This is a genomic window from Abyssisolibacter fermentans (assembly GCF_001559865.1).
In the GTDB taxonomy this organism is placed as follows: domain Bacteria; phylum Bacillota; class Clostridia; order Tissierellales; family MCWD3; genus Abyssisolibacter; species Abyssisolibacter fermentans.
In genome coordinates, this window is record NZ_LOHE01000068.1 from 107,509 (window position 1) to 125,565 (window position 18,057).

The 18,057-nt window shown below is 27.8% G+C and carries 20 protein-coding genes and 1 riboswitch; of the genes, 18 read left to right on the top strand and 2 right to left on the bottom strand.

Annotated features, from left to right (window positions below):
• The first annotated feature begins 226 nt into the window (after positions 1-226).
• From AYC61_RS12445 to AYC61_RS12500, 13 genes are all read left to right on the top strand, one after another.
• Entirely contained in the window at positions 227-943 is a 717-nt protein-coding gene (locus tag AYC61_RS12445) for a tRNA threonylcarbamoyladenosine dehydratase (RefSeq protein ID WP_066502799.1), read from the top strand.
• A 29-nt stretch (positions 944-972) separates the two neighbouring features.
• Positions 973-1,401, top strand: coding sequence for a SoxR reducing system RseC family protein (locus AYC61_RS12450; protein ID WP_066502801.1), 429 nt, complete (start codon positions 973-975; stop codon positions 1,399-1,401).
• Positions 1,402-1,449: 48 nt separating this feature from the next.
• Positions 1,450-1,770: a thioredoxin family protein gene (locus tag AYC61_RS12455; RefSeq protein WP_066502805.1), complete on the top strand. Its 321-nt coding sequence runs from the start codon at positions 1,450-1,452 to the stop codon at positions 1,768-1,770.
• Between the two features lie 105 nt (positions 1,771-1,875).
• Positions 1,876-3,105 (top strand): serine hydroxymethyltransferase, encoded by a 1,230-nt coding sequence (locus AYC61_RS12460; protein WP_066502814.1) that lies wholly within the window; start codon positions 1,876-1,878, stop codon positions 3,103-3,105.
• A gap of 83 nt (positions 3,106-3,188) precedes the next feature.
• A riboswitch (cobalamin riboswitch) is annotated at positions 3,189-3,364 on the top strand.
• Positions 3,365-3,463: 99 nt separating this feature from the next.
• A complete protein-coding gene (gene cobT, locus AYC61_RS12465; protein WP_066502816.1) occupies positions 3,464-4,513 on the top strand; it encodes a nicotinate-nucleotide--dimethylbenzimidazole phosphoribosyltransferase in 1,050 nt (349 codons plus the stop codon).
• Between the two features lie 307 nt (positions 4,514-4,820).
• Positions 4,821-5,684: a hypothetical protein gene (locus tag AYC61_RS12470; protein WP_066502818.1), complete on the top strand. Its 864-nt coding sequence runs from the start codon at positions 4,821-4,823 to the stop codon at positions 5,682-5,684.
• 50 nt (positions 5,685-5,734) lie between these two features.
• Positions 5,735-5,881, top strand: a complete 147-nt coding sequence (locus AYC61_RS22065) for a nicotinate-nucleotide--dimethylbenzimidazole phosphoribosyltransferase (protein ID WP_275935245.1) — start codon at positions 5,735-5,737, stop codon at positions 5,879-5,881.
• Positions 5,882-5,883: 2 nt separating this feature from the next.
• Complete coding sequence (locus AYC61_RS22070) at positions 5,884-6,003, top strand: nicotinate-nucleotide--dimethylbenzimidazole phosphoribosyltransferase (protein WP_275935246.1); 120 nt, start codon at positions 5,884-5,886, stop codon at positions 6,001-6,003.
• A 254-nt stretch (positions 6,004-6,257) separates the two neighbouring features.
• Positions 6,258-7,592 (top strand): DUF512 domain-containing protein, encoded by a 1,335-nt coding sequence (locus AYC61_RS12475; RefSeq protein ID WP_066502820.1) that lies wholly within the window; start codon positions 6,258-6,260, stop codon positions 7,590-7,592.
• Between the two features lie 4 nt (positions 7,593-7,596).
• Positions 7,597-8,916, top strand: coding sequence for a ribosome biogenesis GTPase Der (gene der / locus AYC61_RS12480; RefSeq protein ID WP_066502821.1), 1,320 nt, complete (start codon positions 7,597-7,599; stop codon positions 8,914-8,916).
• Positions 8,917-8,933: 17 nt separating this feature from the next.
• Positions 8,934-9,521 carry a glycerol-3-phosphate 1-O-acyltransferase PlsY gene (gene plsY / locus AYC61_RS12485; protein ID WP_242866790.1) on the top strand — a complete coding sequence of 196 codons (588 nt, stop codon included), beginning with the start codon at positions 8,934-8,936 and terminating at the stop codon, positions 9,519-9,521.
• Between the two features lie 18 nt (positions 9,522-9,539).
• Positions 9,540-10,550: an NAD(P)H-dependent glycerol-3-phosphate dehydrogenase gene (locus AYC61_RS12490; protein ID WP_066502831.1), complete on the top strand. Its 1,011-nt coding sequence runs from the start codon at positions 9,540-9,542 to the stop codon at positions 10,548-10,550.
• Between the two features lie 938 nt (positions 10,551-11,488).
• Positions 11,489-11,905 (top strand): hypothetical protein, encoded by a 417-nt coding sequence (locus AYC61_RS12500; RefSeq protein ID WP_066502835.1) that lies wholly within the window; start codon positions 11,489-11,491, stop codon positions 11,903-11,905.
• 135 nt (positions 11,906-12,040) lie between these two features.
• On the opposite strand, the gene AYC61_RS12505 is transcribed toward AYC61_RS12500, so the two are convergent.
• Together AYC61_RS12505 and AYC61_RS12510 are read right to left on the bottom strand one after the other, a co-directional pair.
• Complete coding sequence (locus tag AYC61_RS12505) at positions 12,041-12,295, bottom strand: YkoF family thiamine/hydroxymethylpyrimidine-binding protein (RefSeq protein WP_162265464.1); 255 nt, start codon at positions 12,293-12,295, stop codon at positions 12,041-12,043.
• Positions 12,283-12,954, bottom strand: a complete 672-nt coding sequence (locus tag AYC61_RS12510) for a class I SAM-dependent methyltransferase (RefSeq protein WP_066502838.1) — start codon at positions 12,952-12,954, stop codon at positions 12,283-12,285. Before AYC61_RS12510 ends, AYC61_RS12505 begins: the two co-directional genes overlap by 13 nt.
• A gap of 292 nt (positions 12,955-13,246) precedes the next feature.
• On the opposite strand from AYC61_RS12510, the gene spoIVA reads away from it, so the two are divergent.
• The 5 genes from spoIVA to AYC61_RS12535 all read left to right on the top strand — a co-directional run bounded on the left by spoIVA (position 13,247) and on the right by AYC61_RS12535 (position 18,040).
• Positions 13,247-14,725 (top strand): stage IV sporulation protein A, encoded by a 1,479-nt coding sequence (gene spoIVA / locus AYC61_RS12515; protein ID WP_066502840.1) that lies wholly within the window; start codon positions 13,247-13,249, stop codon positions 14,723-14,725.
• 382 nt (positions 14,726-15,107) lie between these two features.
• The gene (locus tag AYC61_RS12520; protein WP_242866791.1) at positions 15,108-15,449 is read left to right on the top strand and encodes a hypothetical protein; all 342 of its coding nucleotides are present in this window, start codon (positions 15,108-15,110) and stop codon (positions 15,447-15,449) included.
• Between the two features lie 70 nt (positions 15,450-15,519).
• Positions 15,520-16,869: a biotin/lipoyl attachment domain-containing protein gene (locus tag AYC61_RS12525; protein ID WP_156456453.1), complete on the top strand. Its 1,350-nt coding sequence runs from the start codon at positions 15,520-15,522 to the stop codon at positions 16,867-16,869.
• Positions 16,870-16,880: 11 nt separating this feature from the next.
• On the top strand, positions 16,881-17,591 hold the full coding sequence (locus AYC61_RS12530; protein ID WP_066502846.1) for a YggS family pyridoxal phosphate-dependent enzyme: 711 nt from the start codon (positions 16,881-16,883) through the stop codon (positions 17,589-17,591).
• 2 nt (positions 17,592-17,593) lie between these two features.
• A complete protein-coding gene (locus tag AYC61_RS12535; protein WP_066502857.1) occupies positions 17,594-18,040 on the top strand; it encodes a cell division protein SepF in 447 nt (148 codons plus the stop codon).
• Positions 18,041-18,057: the final 17 nt, after the last annotated feature.

The window sequence follows — 18,057 nt, forward strand, 5'->3', positions numbered from 1 at the left end:
TGTCCTTTTTATTTATTAGATTTTAATACTATAATTACTTATCAAATTTTAAAACTATTGCATCTATGAGTTGGGGAAAATAAAACTGTTTGTTATTAAATTATATAATATTTGTAATTTTTATTTGTTTTGTATATTATATTATTAGGCTAAAATTTTTCATATAGATGTATTAGCTTATTATTCAATGTTAAAAGTAGTCATGTATTTATACGAGGTGGAGAATATGGAAGAAAGTTTTATTAGAACTGAGATGTTAATAGGTAAAGAGGCATTAGAAAGACTTAAAAACTCTACAGTTGCCGTTTTTGGTATAGGCGGTGTTGGAGGTTTTGTGACAGAAGCATTAGCTAGATGTGGTATAGGTAAACTTGTATTAGTAGATTTTGATACGGTTAGTATATCAAATATAAATAGACAAATTATTGCGTTAAATAGTACAGTAAATAAGTTAAAGGTTGATGTTATTAGAGATAGAATAAAAGATATAAATCCAGATATACAAGTTAAATCATATGCAGAGGTATTTAACAAAGATAGTTCTGATAAAATTATGAATAATGAGCTTGATTATGTAGTTGATGCTATAGATATGGTATCATCTAAGATTCATTTAATAGAATTATGTAAAAAGATGAATATACCTATTATAAGTAGTATGGGAACAGGGAATAAGATAAATCCAACAATGCTTGAAGTTGGAGATATTTATGATACGTCAATTTGTCCATTAGCAAGAGTTATGAGAAGAGAATTAAGAAAAAGAAATATAGAATCTTTGAAGGTAGTGTATTCAAAAGAAGTACCTATTAAACGAGATGAATATATACCACAAGATAATTCAAGACCAGTTCCGGCAAGTATCTCTTTTGTACCATCTTGTGCAGGACTAATTATTGCATCTGAAGTAGTAAAAGATTTAGCTAAAATAGAGAATAAATAGATTTATTGAAAAGGTTAGGTGAGTAAAAGATGAAGCAAATAGGCCATGTTTTTGATGTAAATGATGATTTTGCTATTATAGATGTTAGGAGAGTATCAGCATGTGGTCATAATTGTGCTGATTGTGGAGGTTCTTGTGATGTTCCAGCAATAAGAGTGAAAATAAAAAATATTCTTAATGCAAAACAAGGGGATTACGTAGAAATAAAAACAGAAAGCAAAAAAATACTTAAATATGCTTTTATAGTATATTTAATACCAATGATTTTGATGCTCTCGGCAATAGCTGTTAGCGCATATTTTTTGAAAAAATCGGGATATAGTAATTATGAATCTTATAGTATGTTAATAGGGTTGTTATTCTTAGGACTTTCTTATTTTATATTAAAATATATTGATAAAAAAGCGGCTGATAAAATAGAATTTAAGATGATTGAAATTATTGGACATATTAGCTAGTAATAGGTAGGAAGACATAGAAGGCAAAAAATTTAGGGGGGTGTGTTTTTGGTAAATGATTTAGATATAAAAAGACTTGATGATATCATATTTAAATCAGACAAAATTGCTGTAATATGTTTTTTTTCTTCTAATTATAAACCTAGTTTAGAAACAATTGTTGAATTATCAAAGATAGTAGATGAACAGAAAGATTTTGACTTATATAAAGTCGATTTTATTAAAAATAAAGATTTAGTAAAGAATTTTGAAATTATTACTGTACCAACAGTTATTTTTTTCAATAATGGATGTGAGATATATCGTACTTCAGGGACTTTGAATACAAAACAACTTAGGAATATTATTAAATATGTTAAACTTTGTTAACAAAAGGCATAATTTCAATAATAATGAATCATAAAATGTTATAATTTATATTGGATGAATACTACTAAAAATAAGAACAAAACAAATGTTAAGGAGGAACTGCTTATGAATTTTAAGAGAGTAGCTAATTATGACCCAGATATTATGAATGCTTTAACTGACGAGATAAATCGTCAAAAAAATGGTTTGGAATTAATTGCGTCTGAAAATCTTGTATCAGAAACTGTTATGGAAGTTATGGGTAGTCATTTTACTAATAAGTATGCAGAAGGTTATCCAAATAAAAGGTATTATGGCGGTTGTGAATTTGTTGATAAAGTTGAAACTATTGCAATTAATAGATTAAAAGAGTTATTTGGGGCAGAACATGCTAATGTTCAACCTCATTCGGGTTCAAATGCAAATTTCGGAGTATATTTTTCAATCTTAAAGCCTGGAGATAAAGTCTTAGGTATGAATCTTAGTCATGGTGGGCATTTAACACATGGTAGTCCTGTAAATATGTCGGGTGCGTTTTTTGATTTTGTTGCTTATGGAGTAGATAAAGAGACAGAGAGATTAAATTATGATCAAATAAGAGATTTAGCAAAGAAAGAAAGACCAAAGCTTATAGTTGCTGGTACTAGTGCGTATCCAAGAATAATAGATTTCAAAAAATTTAAAGAGATAGCTGATGAAGTAGGAGCATATCTAATGGTAGATATGGCTCATATAGCAGGTTTAGTAGCTGCTGGATTACATCCAAGTCCAGTTCCATATGCTGATTTTGTTACAACTACAACTCACAAAACATTAAGAGGTCCTAGAGGTGGAGCAATATTATGTAAAGAGAAATATGCAAAACAAATTAACAAAGCAATATTCCCTGGTATTCAAGGTGGACCGTTAATGCATGTTATAGCAGCAAAAGCAATAAGCTTCAAAGAAGCTTTACAACCTGATTTTGTAGAGTATCAAAAGCAAGTTGTAAAAAATGCTGAAGTTCTAGGTAAAGAATTAATTAACAGAGGATATAAATTAGTTACTAATGGAACTGACAATCATCTAATATTAATAGACTTAAGAAATAAAAACTTAACAGGTAAAGAAGCTGAGAAGAAATTAGAAGCTGTAAAAGTTACAACAAACAAAAATACTATACCTTTTGATCCACAAAGTCCTTTTGTAACAAGTGGTCTTAGAATAGGTACTCCAGCTGTCACTACTAGAGGACTTAAAGAAGATGACATGGTAGAAGTTGCTCAAATCATAGATGACACATTAATGGATAAAAAAGATATTAAACTAATAGAAAAGCAAGTATTAGATATATGTAATAGAAATTCTATATATTAGTTGCAGTGCGGACATAATTGTTGTATACTTAAAATTAATAAAAATAAAAATTATCCCTGATTATTCGCATAACTTTGAATAATCTGGGATTAGTTATGTAGGTGCCTTAATAATAAGGAGAATAGGGAATGAAGTGAAAATCTTCAACGGTCCCACCACTGTAAGGCGGAGCAATGTAAAATATATCACTGGATATTCTGGGAAGATTTACAGAGCTGTGAAACCGAGTCAGGAGACCTGCCTATAGTAACTTTATATTTGTGAATAATGGCAAAGTTCATGGTTTATTTGATGTGTTCAAATGAGTCATGAACTTTTTTTCTCCTAAAAAACCTACATGAAAAAAGGAGGAATTATCATGAAAATATTAGAAGAAACATTAAAAAAAATCAAACCATTAGATAATAAAGCTATGGAAGAAGCAAGAATAAGAGTAGATAACTTAATAAAGCCAAAAGGAAGTATGGGAAAACTAGAAGACATTGCAATACAATTATCTGGTATAACAGGTCAATTACATCCTAAGGTTGACAATAAATCTATTATAATTATGTCAGCAGATCATGGAGTTTGTGAAGAAGGAATAGCTTCCTGTGACCAATGTGTAACAGTTATGCAAACAAATAATTTTACCAAAGGTTTAACGGGAGTAGGAGCGTTGGGTAAATATGCTGAGGCTGAATTAGTAGTTGTTGATATTGGAATTAAACAGGATATGGATAATCCAAAGGTTATTAATAGGAAAATTAGAAAGGGAACTAGTAATTTAAAAAAAGGACCTGCCATGAGCAGAGATGAAGCAATAAAATCTTTAGAAATAGGTATAGAAATGGCTATTAATGAAATTAATAAGGGAAAGAACATTCTTGGCACAGGCGAAATGGGAATAGGTAATACCACACCTAGTACTGCAATATTATGTGTTATAGGAGGATATAGTCCTGAAGAAGTTACAGGAGTTGGAGCAAATTTACCGAAAGAAAAGTTGGCTAATAAAATGGAAGTAATAAAAACTGCTATAGAGGTTAACAAGCCAGATCCTAAGGATGCAATAGATGTATTAGCAAAAGTTGGCGGTTTTGAAATAGGTGGCATGGCAGGTGTAATGCTAGCAGGAGCGGCTAATAGTATACCAGTAGTTGTAGATGGATTTATTTCAACAGCAGCAGCTATAATTGCATGTACTTTAGAGCCTAATGTAAAAGGTTACTTAATACCTTCTCATAAATCTAATGAAAAGGGTGCGAAGCTTGCATCAGAGCTTTTAGATTTCAAACCTATGTTAGATATGGATATGCGATTAGGAGAAGGAAGCGGAGCAGCACTAGCCTTTGGAATAATAGAAGCAACTACATATATGAATAAAGAAATGATTACTTTTGATGAGGCAGGCATAAATCCAGCTTAGAGTTTTATTTGTGATGAACTAGTTTTAGTGGTATTGGTTAAGTATTTATAGACTTATGATGGAGATATTAACTAAAATTCAATATAAATTTAGTAGAAATAATTAAGCCTGATTATTCAAAGTTATATGAATAATCAGGTTTTTAATTATTGCTTTACATATAAATATTATATATTACATATGGAATTGACTGTTTTAATTAATAATGTTAAAATTTAAAAAAATACATTATAATACAAGAAACTAATGTTTTTATTTGTCTAGTTACATATTGTTAATTAATGTATCAAATTAAGGAGAGAACATTATGTTACAGAAAATAGCTACAACAATTATTTTTACTATAGTTATTATCTGCTTATTATCAGGATGCCAGAATAATAACAATCAAGAAGTAATGCAGAATAATGATGATTTTAAAATAAGTAAAGAAGATTTATTAAAACAAGTTGAAAAAGAATACAGAGATTGTTTTGGTGAACAAATTGATAAAGTATTAATTTACAAATCATATAACAATCATATAGTTTTAGTTGAAATCAAACAAAAACTAGCACATAGTCTTTTTGTCCTGTGCGATTTAAAAACTGGAGAAAAATATGAATTACAAACTGGATTGGGTTATGTTGATTCATGTAAATTTGTTAATAAAAATTATATTATATTCAATATGACAGGAAAAAGTACTGAATGTGTTTACAAATCACCGCCATATCAAACTCATTGTAAAAAAATAATTAATAGTGATGGTGAATTTGAATTTGAAAGTATAAATAGACAAACATTTTTCCCTTTAAAAAAGTCTATTGGGTTTGGGGAAAGTTTAGTTAACTATGATTTAACAGAATTTAGGGTCACATTAGATGGATTACAATTAGGGTTTGTACCTGATAATGATGCTTATTGGGATCATTTACCTACTATAACGACTAGTTATGATGACAATAAAAATTTTATAATAAAAATAAATAGTACAAAGATATCAGATATAGATAACATTAAAAAGCTAATGAAACTAAATTACTGTATAAAAGATATTAAAATAATTGAAGAAGAAAAAAGCACTAAAATAGTACTTACTTTAAATAAAAGAATAAATTATTATACTGCTAGAGATAATGGTTTTGCAGAATTTCGTTTTTATGAAGATGACCGAATATGGTTGTATTAATTTTATGTACAGTAGTGTATGTTGATATATTTACGTTAGAGTAATTATAATTGATTAAAATTGAAATTTCAGGGTTTTTTATAATTGCATGTATTTTAGAGCCTAATGTAAAAGGTTACTTAATACCTTCACATAAATCCAATGAAAAGGGTGCTAAACTTGCATCAGAGCTTTTAGATTTTAAACCTATGTTATAGATATGGATATGCGATTAGGAGAAGGAAGCGGAGCAGCACTAGCCTTTGGAATAATTGAAGCAGCTACATATATGAATAAAGAAATGATTACTTTTGATGAGGCAGGCATAAATCCAGCTTAGTGATATATATTCGCGAAAAAACATGAAGCTAGTTAGCTTTATGTTTTTTTGCGTTCTATTAAAGAAATAAGGAAATAATTATAGTGTTTGATATAAATTTATTGTTAAAATTATAAAAACATTATAAAATAGTATTTACATCAATAGTTATGGTCAATACAAACTTGATTTTAGTATGATTAAATGATAATATAACTTGAGGGTTTATGGTAGACTAATGAATATAATCTAATTATTAAAGAGGAAAATAAAATATGGAATTAAGAGAATTTAATACACAAAATGTTATAGAGAACGTTAAAAAAGATAGTATTGCTGAGGAGATGGGAATTGAAACAGGTGATATAATATTATCTATAAATGGAAACGAAATAAAAGATATTATAGACTATAAATTCAATATTTCTGATGATTATATTGTTGTTGAAATTCTAAAGCAAAACGAAGAAATATGGGAACTTGAAATTGAAAAAGATTATGATGAGGATATTGGTATAGAATTTACTAATCCACTAATAGATAGGGCAAAAAGCTGTAGAAATAAGTGTATATTTTGTTTTATAGATCAGCTACCAAAAGGTATGAGGAAGACACTGTATTTTAAAGACGATGATTCTAGATTATCATTCTTACAAGGCAATTTTATAACATTGACTAACATGAGTGATGAAGAAATCGATAGAATAGTAAAATATAGAATTAGTCCGATTAATATATCAGTACATACTACTGATCCAGAGTTAAGAGTAAAAATGTTGAATAATAAAAATGCTGGTAATATATATGATAGATTGAGAAAATTAAATGAAGCTAATATTGATATGAATTGTCAAATAGTATTATGTCCTGGAATAAATGATGGTGAACGTTTAGATAGAACTATAAATGATTTATTTGATTTTTATCCTAATATATCTAGTGTTGCTATAGTACCTGTTGGATTAACTAAATTTAGAGAAGGATTATTTGACTTAGGGACTTTTGATAAAGAATCTTCTCGTGAGTTTTTGGATTATATTGAAAAAAAACAAAAAGAATTTTTAAAAGAAGTAGGGAGTAGATTTGTATTTGCTTCTGATGAATTTTATATATTAGATGGTAGAGAAATACCTGAGTATGATGAATATGAGGGCTTTCCACAAATAGAAAATGGTATTGGATTGATGAGAAGACTAAAGGAAGAAGTCACCAATGAATTAGAAAAAGTAGAATTAGAATATTTAATACCTAAAAAATATACAATTGCAACAGGTGTCTTAGCATATGATTTCATGAAAAGTCTTTCAAAACAAGTTATAGACAAGATTTCAAATTTAAATATTGAAGTTATTGAAATAAAGAATAAATATTTTGGAGAAAGTATAACTGTGACAGGTTTAATAACAGGTACTGATTTAATAGAACAATTAAAAGATAAAAACATAGGTAATGGTCTATTAATAACTAAGTCAATGTTACGAAGTGGAGAAGATGTATTTTTAGATGATATTACAATTAAGGATGTGGAAGATGCTTTAAATACTAAAGTTTATTTAAGTGATAATAGAGGGAAAAATTTTGTTGAATTATTTGTAAATATGGAGAGGTGAAGAAATGAGTAGACCAATAGTAGCAATAGTAGGAAGACCTAATGTTGGTAAATCCACATTATTTAATAGGTTAGCTGGAAGTAGAATAGCAATTGTTGAAGATAAACCGGGAGTTACTAGAGATAGGATTTATGCTGAAGGAGAATGGTTAAATAAGTATTATACATTAATAGATACTGGAGGAATTGAACCTTCTTCTGAAGATATCATATTATCACAAATGAGAAGACAGGCTGAAATAGCAATTGAGACTGCTGATGTTATTTTGTTTATGGTTGATGGTATGGAGGGGCTTACAGCTACGGATAGAGAAGTAGCTACAATGCTTAGAAGATCAAAGAAGGAAATATTACTTATTACTAATAAAGTAGATACACACAAAACTCCTGATAGTATATATGAGTTTTATGAATTAGGAATTGGTGATCCAATATCTATATCTGCGAGTCATGGATACGGTATCGGAGACATGCTAGACGAAGTAATTAAACATTTTCCTGAAGATAAGGACACTGAATATGATGAAGATGTAATAAAAGTAGCAGTAATTGGTAAACCAAATGCAGGTAAATCATCTCTTATAAATAAAATATTAGGTGAAGAGAGAGTTATAGTTAGTGATATTCCTGGTACTACAAGAGATGCTATAGATACACCATTTAATGTTGGAGATGACAAATTTGTATTTATTGATACAGCAGGTCTTAGAAAGAAAAAGAGGATAGACGAAAACATCGAACGTTATAGTGTTGTAAGATCATTAACTGCAATTGAAAGATCTGATGTATGTTTGATAGTAATTGATGCTTCAGAGGGCTTAACAGAACAAGATAAAAAAGTTGCTGGATATGCTCATGAAAATGGAAAGGCATCAATAATTCTTGTTAATAAATGGGACTTAATAGATAAAGGTGATAAGACCTATTTAGAGTTTGAAAATGAAGTAAAAAATGGCTTAAGTTTCATGCAATATGCACCTATAATAACTATTTCTGCATTAACAGGAAAGAGAGTTAATAAAATTATAGAGAATATTAAAATTGTATCTAATAATCATGCTATGAGAATAAAAACTGGTGTATTAAATGATATCATAGGGGAAGCGATTTTAATGAATCAGCCTCCATCTGACAAAGGAAGAAGGTTAAAAATTTATTATGGAACACAAGCAAGTGTAAAGCCTCCTAAATTTACAATATTCGTTAACGATAAAGAGCTTATGCATTTTTCATATACAAGGTATTTAGAAAATAAAATTAGAGAAAATTTTGGTTTTGAAGGAACTCCTATAAGATTTGAAATTAGAGAAAAGAGGGGGAGATAGTTATCGAAAACATAATTTTGGCTATAGTTTTATCATATTTGTTAGGCAATTTTTGTACATCCTTTATCTTAGGTAAAATACTCAGAAAAACTGATATTAGAAATTATGGAAGCGGTAATGCGGGCGCAACAAATGCATTAAGAGTATTTGGTAAAAAAATAGGTGCGATAGCGTTTTTATTAGACTTTCTTAAAGGAATAGCTGCTGTAATGTTAGGTAAGTATATACTTGGTAATGATATGGGTATGTACATAGGAGGTATATTTGTTGCTATAGGTCATAATTGGCCAGTATTATTAAAATTTAAAGGTGGTAAAGGAATAGCAGCTTCGTTTGGAGTTTTGGTAGCAATAAATCCAATTATTGCATTAATAGCACTACTAGCTTTTGTTTTAATTGTATTAAAAACAAGATATGTATCCTTAGGGTCAATAATTAGTGCGATAACTGTACCAATATCAGGATTAATACTTCATAGACCATTTGATTTAAGATTCTTTTTATTTACTATAATATTAGCTATTATGGCTGTATTTAGACATTCTAGCAATATTAAAAGGCTACTAAATGGAACCGAATCAAAAATAGGACAGAAAGCAAAATAAATTGATTGGGGGAGAAAAATGAATACTAGTATAGGCGTTATAGGTGGTGGAAGCTGGGGTACTGCTCTCAGTATATTGTTAGCTAACAAGGGCTTAAATGTTGATTTATGGATTAGGAATAATGAACAAGTTAAGATTATAAATAATACTAGATTGAATAACAAATATTTACCAGACGTACATTTACCAGAAGGTATTAACGTTACTAACGATATTATAAAAGCTGTTTATGAAAAGGATATAGTCCTATTAGCTGTACCATCACATGCTGTTAGAGAAACAGTTAAAAAAATAAAAACAAATATAAGGAAAGATCAAGTAATAGTAAATGTTGCTAAAGGAATTGAAAATGATTCACTAATGAGAATATCAGAGATAGTCAATGAGGAATTGACTGATTATAAATATGCTATTTTATCAGGTCCTTCACATGCTGAAGAAGTTGCTAAAAATATGCCAACAGCTGTAGTTGCAGCATCAAATGACAAGCAAGTAACAGAGTATGTTCAAGAAACTTTTATGGCACCTACATTTAGAGTGTATTCGAGCTCTGATGTAATAGGTGTTGAACTTGGTGGTTCTATTAAAAATGTAGTGGCTTTAGGAGCAGGTATTTCAGACGGATTAGGTTACGGAGATAATACAAAAGCTGCATTGATGAACAGAGGTATAGCTGAGATAACTAGATTAGGCGTAAAGATGGGTGCTAATAGATATACTTTTACAGGACTTTCAGGTATAGGAGATTTAATAGTAACATGCACAAGTATGCACAGCAGAAACAGGCGTGCAGGTATAAAGATTGGTGAAGGTATGAACTTGGACGAAGCTGTAGAATCTATAGGGATGGTAGTTGAAGGTGTAAAAACTGCTAAATCAGCTCATCAATTATCTGAAAAATATAATGTGGAGTTGCCTATAAGTGATGCAATATATAAAGTTTTGTACGAAGGTAAAAATGTTAAAAATGCTGTTGATGAGCTTATGTTAAGAGATAAAAAAAATGAATTGGAAGATTATAAGTGGTAGAGGTTTTCAAATAGTATCATAAAAAACTAGATTCTTTAGAATCTAGTTTTTTATTGTACCCAGCATTGGTGTAGTCTATAAGGTAGGTGAAAATTCCGAATATAGCTGGATGGTTTGTATAACAAAACAAAGTCCTATCACCGAATAAAGGAAATGTTAAACAATAAAATAAAATAATTGACATAAAATAAAAAAAATGGTACATTAACAAGTGCTAAGTATTACAGATTTATTTCGTAAGAAGTAAATCTAGAAAAATGTTATATACAAGGAATTTGTTTTGATAAATGTTAATGAACAAAAAAAGGAGATATAACATGCAACCTTTTACTAAAAAAGGATTAATATTTCATAGTTGTTTCATATGTATTTTTAGCATTATTTGTACCATTTTAGGAAGGTTAAAAGGAATACATTCTATAACTACATTTATCATGAGTATTATTTTTATGCTAATTACATATTCGGGTGCATATTTATATGGTTTATCAAATAGAATAATAATTAATTATTTAGGTTTGTTTATTATTGTTGGCAATTTATATTATTTTTCAAAAAACATAACCATTGCTATACTTTTATTTTTAACCCTGATTATTCATTATAACGCCCCATAATATGCTGCAAGTTTTTGAATTAGAAGTTTTCAGTGAATACGAAGGCATACCGAGTTGGTATGTCGAGGATTTAATGGACATCTTCTAATCAGAATAACTTTATTAATGAAACCCATTCAATGAATGAGTAAGCGATTCACATAAAATCATAGATTTTAGTTCTCTGCTCATAGTATTTAATTTTTTTGAATAATCTGGATTTAATGTTGTATATAAAAAATAAATAAAAATATGAAAAAATATTATGTTATTTTATTAGTTTTTAGAATTTTATTAACTTATTTTGTATAATATAATTCGTAAATATTGAAGGTGTAAAATTTGAAAAAAAGTATTGTTCTTCTATTTACTTTATTTTTATGTTGTAATTTATATGGGTGTAAAAATAAAGATACAACTATATTAAATATTAATTCTATTACTGACATATCAAAAATTGAAATTCAAAATGGACCAATGAAAAAAAATATTACTGAGGCTAAAGATATAAAAAAGATTACAGAAAAGTTGAATAATATTGAATATAATAAAAAACTCGAATCAGAGGATATAAATGGATGGAATTATGTAATAAGAATCTATAATAGTACTAATAAAATTACTAATTCTATTACTTTTGCTGGGAATAGGATAAATTATAGAAAAAGTTGGTACGAAGTAGATAGTGAATTTTTAAATGAAATAAAAAAAGTATACAATGAAATGGATTACAATGAAAAAAAATATTCCGACAATTAAAACTATGTAATAATACCATTAAGAATCATGAATGGGGGACTATCCCAATTCATGATTCTTTAGTTACTAGTATTGCTCTAACATGTTATTAATCAGAACCATAAATATTAGAAGGTTTTGTTCTAAATCAAAACTTTAATTATTACAACCACATACGTTTGACAGCTTAACATCCATTGTAAAGCTGCAAACCTCATACATAGTATTGAATATTTGATTTATTATTTTTAGTAGAGTTTCTTTGTTACCTTTAATTGTCGTTGACATCATTCCAACGTTATAATCAACTTCATATGATTTAATTATGTCTAGAACCTTGTTAATATCTTCAATGTAATTAGTACTCACAATTGGAGTGAAACTAATTTGGCATGTTGCTATTTTTTCCATAGAGCACATAAAAAGCCCCCACTTTCATTTTTAGATAATTCAATTTCTTTTTCTAAGCTTATATCATCTTCTTTTGCATAAGGAGGTATAAATAAGCATTCTTTTATAGCTACTAAATTCTCTGGTCTCAGTTCTCTTAAGTCATCTTTTGATTTTAAGCAAGAATGTTTAAAAATTGAATTCTTTTGAAATTCATCTGATAAATACAGTTTACCCCATTCACTTTCTCTATTAATAGTGCCAATAAGTATGCTGCTATCCTTTTTTACAACTCTGAAAATTTCATCCATAGCCTTTGATGGTTCTTTAATAAACTCAAAAGCTGCTGATGAAAAAACACCATCAAATGTATTTTCTGTGAATTTTAGATTATAAACATCCATATTATAAAACTCTATGTCTAAATTTAAATCTTCAGCTTTTTGTTTAGCTATGCTCAACATTTCATCAGATATATCTATTGCAACAACTTTTGCACCTGCCTGTGCAAGTCTAATACTAAAATTACCTGTACCACAACCTATATCTAATATTTTACTATCTTTTTTTACTTCAAATAAACTCATAGCACAATCACTTTCAACTTGATCGACAAAGCTTCCAAGTTTTGTTTTGTACCATGAATCGTAATGAGTTGCTTCTTTATCAAAAACTGCCATAATATCACCTACTTAAATAATATATTTAGTCATTAATTATAATTTACTATTTTAATTAAAAAAAAGCAACATATTAAAGCATAGAAGTAGTATATATAGTTTAATAAATATATTCTATGTTTAAATTATCATGAATAAACTGTGTTTCATATAATATTCAAAAAAACATTAGAATTTACTCTAAAAAAAGTAATTTTCAATGTTAGCATGTCATATATTTTTAATAGCTATATATTTTTGTTTGAAAGTAAATGCTTAAATAGCTTTATAAACAATAAAGGAGGGAATAATTTTGGATAGGTTCGATATCTACAAAGATATTGCTGATCGTACACAGGGAGATATCTACATGGGAGTAGTAGGTCCGGTTCGAACAGGCAAATCTACATTTATAAAAAGATTTATGGATTTACTTGTACTTCCAAATATAAAAAATACACATAGAAAAACTAGAGCTATAGATTCTATACCTCAGAGTGGTGCTGGGAAAACTATTATGACTACTGAGCCTAAATTTGTACCAAGTGAAGCGGTTGAGTTGACTATAAAGGAAAACCTAAAATTTAAAATTAGAATGGTTGATTGTGTGGGGTATTTAGTTAATGGAGCATTAGGACATATTGAAGGACAAATGCCTAGAATGGTTACTACTCCATGGTACGAAAAAGAAATTCCTTTTGAAGAAGCAGCAGAAATCGGTACAAAAAAGGTTATAACAGATCATTCTACAATAGGCTTAGTAGTTACTACAGATGGTTCTATAACAGATATTGAAAGGCATAATTATATTCAATCAGAGGAAAGAGTTATAAATGAATTAAAGGCATTAGAAAAACCTTTTGTTGTTTTACTTAATTCTAAACATCCAATGCTAGATAGTACATTAGCTTTAAGAGAAAGTTTAGAACAAAAATATAATGTACCTGTTATTAACATAGATTGTTTGAATATGTCATTAAGCGATATAAACGATATTTTTGAAAAATTGTTATATGAGTTTCCAATTAAACAAATAAATATTAATTTACCAGGATGGGTTGATGGTTTGTCAAATAATCATTGGATAAAGCAAAGTATAATAAATACACTTAGAGAATCTATAGGTAGTCTACATAGATTAAGTGAAATTGCAAAATTAAAAAACGAATTAACGAATTTAGATGTTTCTGAGGATACAATAATTGAAGAAGTCAATTTAGGTTATGGAAATGTTGATATAAGAATTAAGGTAGATAATCAGCTTTTTTATAAGGCAATTGAAGAGTATTCAGGCATAAGAATTGATGGAGAACATCAGCTTTTGAGTTTAATTAGTAAACTTTCAAAAACTAAAAAAGAATTTGATAGAATAGAAAAAGCTTTAAATGATGTTAAAGAATTTGGTTATGGTCTTGTACCTCCAGCTTTTGATGAATTAGAATTATTAGAACCTGAAATTTTTAAAGAAGGAAAGAGGTATGGAGTTAAACTAAAAGCAAATGCACCTTCTTTACATTTAATAAGAGCAGATATAGCAACAGAGGTTTCACCTATAATAGGAACTGAAAGACAAAGCGAAGATTTAGTCAAATCTTTATTAGAAGAATTTGAAAATAATCCAAATAAGATTTGGGAATCTAATATGTTAGGTAAATCTCTGCATGATTTAGTCCAAGAACAACTTCAAATAAAAGTCAACACGCTTCCTCTTGAAACTCGATCTAAATTGCAAAGAGCATTACAAAGAGTAATAAATGATGGTGGTGGAGGATTAATCTGCGTAATAATATAAAGGCTATAAAAAATTTCCACTCATTTCTATCCAGATTAACTATTCACACCATGTTATTTATAATATAGATCCTTTAATAAAACTAAAAAACTGGCTATTTGTCAGTTTTTTAGTTTGTGATAAGATTAAAAATATAGTATTATAAGTTATGAAGAATTTACTAAAGAGAAGTTTTTATACTATATAAAAAATACATTATTACTGTAGTGAACAACAAAACATGTTGTGTCAGTTAATTTAAATTATTACTAATAAAGTATATTCCTAAAAACTACATTGACAAGTATTTTTTATAAATTTATAATAAAATTAGCTTATAATAAATATTTTACTGTGAGGTTGTGTGTGCATGAATTATACTTTTCTAATTAATTTTTTATTTATGTTATTGTTAGTTAGTATTTGTGGTTATATTTTAGTTGTAATAAAAGAAAAACTATATTTAAGAAAGAATATTATTTTGTTAGATAAAAAATCTGTTACTCAAAAACATATTAATGAGGCAGATATAAAAGAATTTTTATTAGATGGTAACAGATTGAAAACAGGCGACGAAGTTAAAGTGATATTGAAAAATAAAAATACGATATCAGGTGTTATAATAGGAGCAATAAAAAAAGAAAATCAGTTATTAATAGTAACACATAATGATGAAGTAAGAAAATTTTCCATTGGTATTATTAAGCAAATTAAAGTAGTAAGCAGATATGGTAAGTTTTTTTAACTAGTAGTATAAGCCTATATGTAATGAAAATTACAATTAATTAATAAAATGAAAAGGAAATTAAATGTTTTTGAAGAAATATATAATTAAGACTTTAAGAGCATGGATTAAAGAGAAGTTTAAACTGGAGATAGATATGGACTTAGATATATATAAAAGAAAAAGACAAAGAAGAAAATTTATAAAAATTATATTTTGTAGTGCTTTATTGTTGTATTTATTCTTTGTCATATTCTCTACTTTTTATGGTTTTGGTTCTAAGAAGTATGTTGCAAAAGTTGATGTATTAGAAGATGTTGTAGAGTGTGACGCTGTATTAATTGATAGTAGTGTAGTATACAAGGCAAAACAAACTGGAACGATTAAGTATTATAAAGATGAAGGAGAGCGAATAAAAAAAGGTGTTACATTAGCAAGAATTTATTCCACGAATGAAGAGGAATTACAAAACAAATTGAATGATATTAATACTCAAATACAAAAGCTTCAATCTAATAGTATAAAAAAAGGAATTTTAAAAGGTGATTTGGATAAAAGTGAAAAACTTTTAAACTATATGATAAATGACTTACAAGATAGCTTATTGAATAAAGATTTTAACAAAGCAAAATTATTAAAGAACCAATTAATAAACGGTATTGATAAGCATAGCAAAATTAGTGGTAATGATGCGTATACAGAAGTGACATTAAGCCAGTTAATAAAAGAGAAAGAAAATATTATTAATCAGATGCAAAATACTACCAGAAATTATTATTCACAAAATGTAGGCTTAATCAGTTATAAATTAGATGGATTAGAAGAGGTTTATACTTTAGATAATGTTATGAATATGGCAATTGACAAATTTGATATCGAGCAAAGTGAAATAATTGATAATAATGAAATAACAACTATAAAAGCTGGGCAAGCTATGTTTAAAATTTCTAATAATAATAAATGGTATATTGCTTGTAAAGTTAATAAATCAAGTATTAATGGCATAATTGAAGGCAAGAATATTAATATTAGGTTGGATAATAAATTAATTTTAAAATCTTATGTTTATAAGATAAAAGAGCAAGATGATGAAGCATTGCTAATTTTTCAATTTGATAATTATTATTATGAATTTTATCAAAATCGACATATGAAAATAGAAATAATAAAAACAAGTAATGAAGGATTAAAGATACCTATAAGTACTATTATTCAAAAAGATGATTTGAAGGGTGTTTATGTAAGTAATATAAATAACATTGTCAGATTTATGCCTATTGAAATCATATATCAAAATGATGAATTTGCGGTAGTTAAAGACAGATATATTGAAATAATAGATAAGAAAACTAATGAAACAAAAAATGTAAAAACAATAAAAATGTATGATGAAATAATCTTAAACCCAGAAAAGGTAAAAGATTTTGAGATAATACAATAGGGGGCAGTAAGATGAATTTAGCAGAAAATTTAGCAGAAGTAATTTCAAATATAGAAAGGGCTGCAAAAAAAACAGGTAGGAATTTAGAAGATATACAATTAATAGCAGTAACTAAAACTGTTGATGTGGATGTAATAGAGGAAGCAATTAATTTAAAACTTACTAATTTAGGAGAAAATAAACCTCAAGAAATCAAAAGAAAGTACGAAGTATTGGACAAGGAAAATTTAAATTGGCATATGATAGGTCATTTGCAGACAAATAAGGTAAAGTACATTATTGATAAGGTTTGTCTTATACATTCTCTTGATAGATTATCTTTAGCAGAAGAACTTCAAAAAAAAGCTTTAGAAAAAAATATTTATGTTAATGCGTTAGTACAAGTTAATGTTTCAGGCGAAGAAAGTAAATCTGGATTAGAACCTGATAATGTGAAAGCATTTTTAGAAGATATACAAAAATATGACAGAATTAAAATTAAAGGACTTATGACCATGGCACCTTATAAACCTAATTCAGAAGAAGTCAGGTATGTATTTAGAGGACTAAAAAAATTGTCAGATGAACTAAAAGAGATTAATTATGAAAATGTTGAAATGAAATATCTTTCAATGGGAATGACTAATGATTATGAAATTGCAATTGAAGAAGGATCCAATATGGTTAGAATAGGAACAGCGCTATTTGGAGCAAGAAATTATAAAAATAATGAGGAGGTTTAAATATGTCAAGTGAAGGTAATTTGTTAAACAAGGTTAAATATTTAATAGGATTAGATGACTATGAAGAAGAATATGAAGACGATTTTGTCGAATTACAGGAGCAAGAGGTATCAAATACAAGTAAGATGAATAAAAACAACAAGGTTGTTAACATACATACAAGTAAAAACATCAAACTTGTTATACACAAGCCTAATAAACTTGAAGATTCCACTAATATTGTAAAAGATTTAAAATCCAGAAAACCAGTTGTTGTGAATTTGCTAGAAATTGAAGATGACTTAAAAAGAAGTATTTTTGACTTTTTAAATGGTGCTTTATATGCATTAGAAGGAAGTATACAAAAAGTTACAAAGGATATATTTATATTAGCACCTAACAATGTTGATATAGATGGGAATATTGAAAAAGAATTAAAAGACAAGAATATGTTTCCTTGGTTGAAATAATTTAGAGGTGAAAAAAT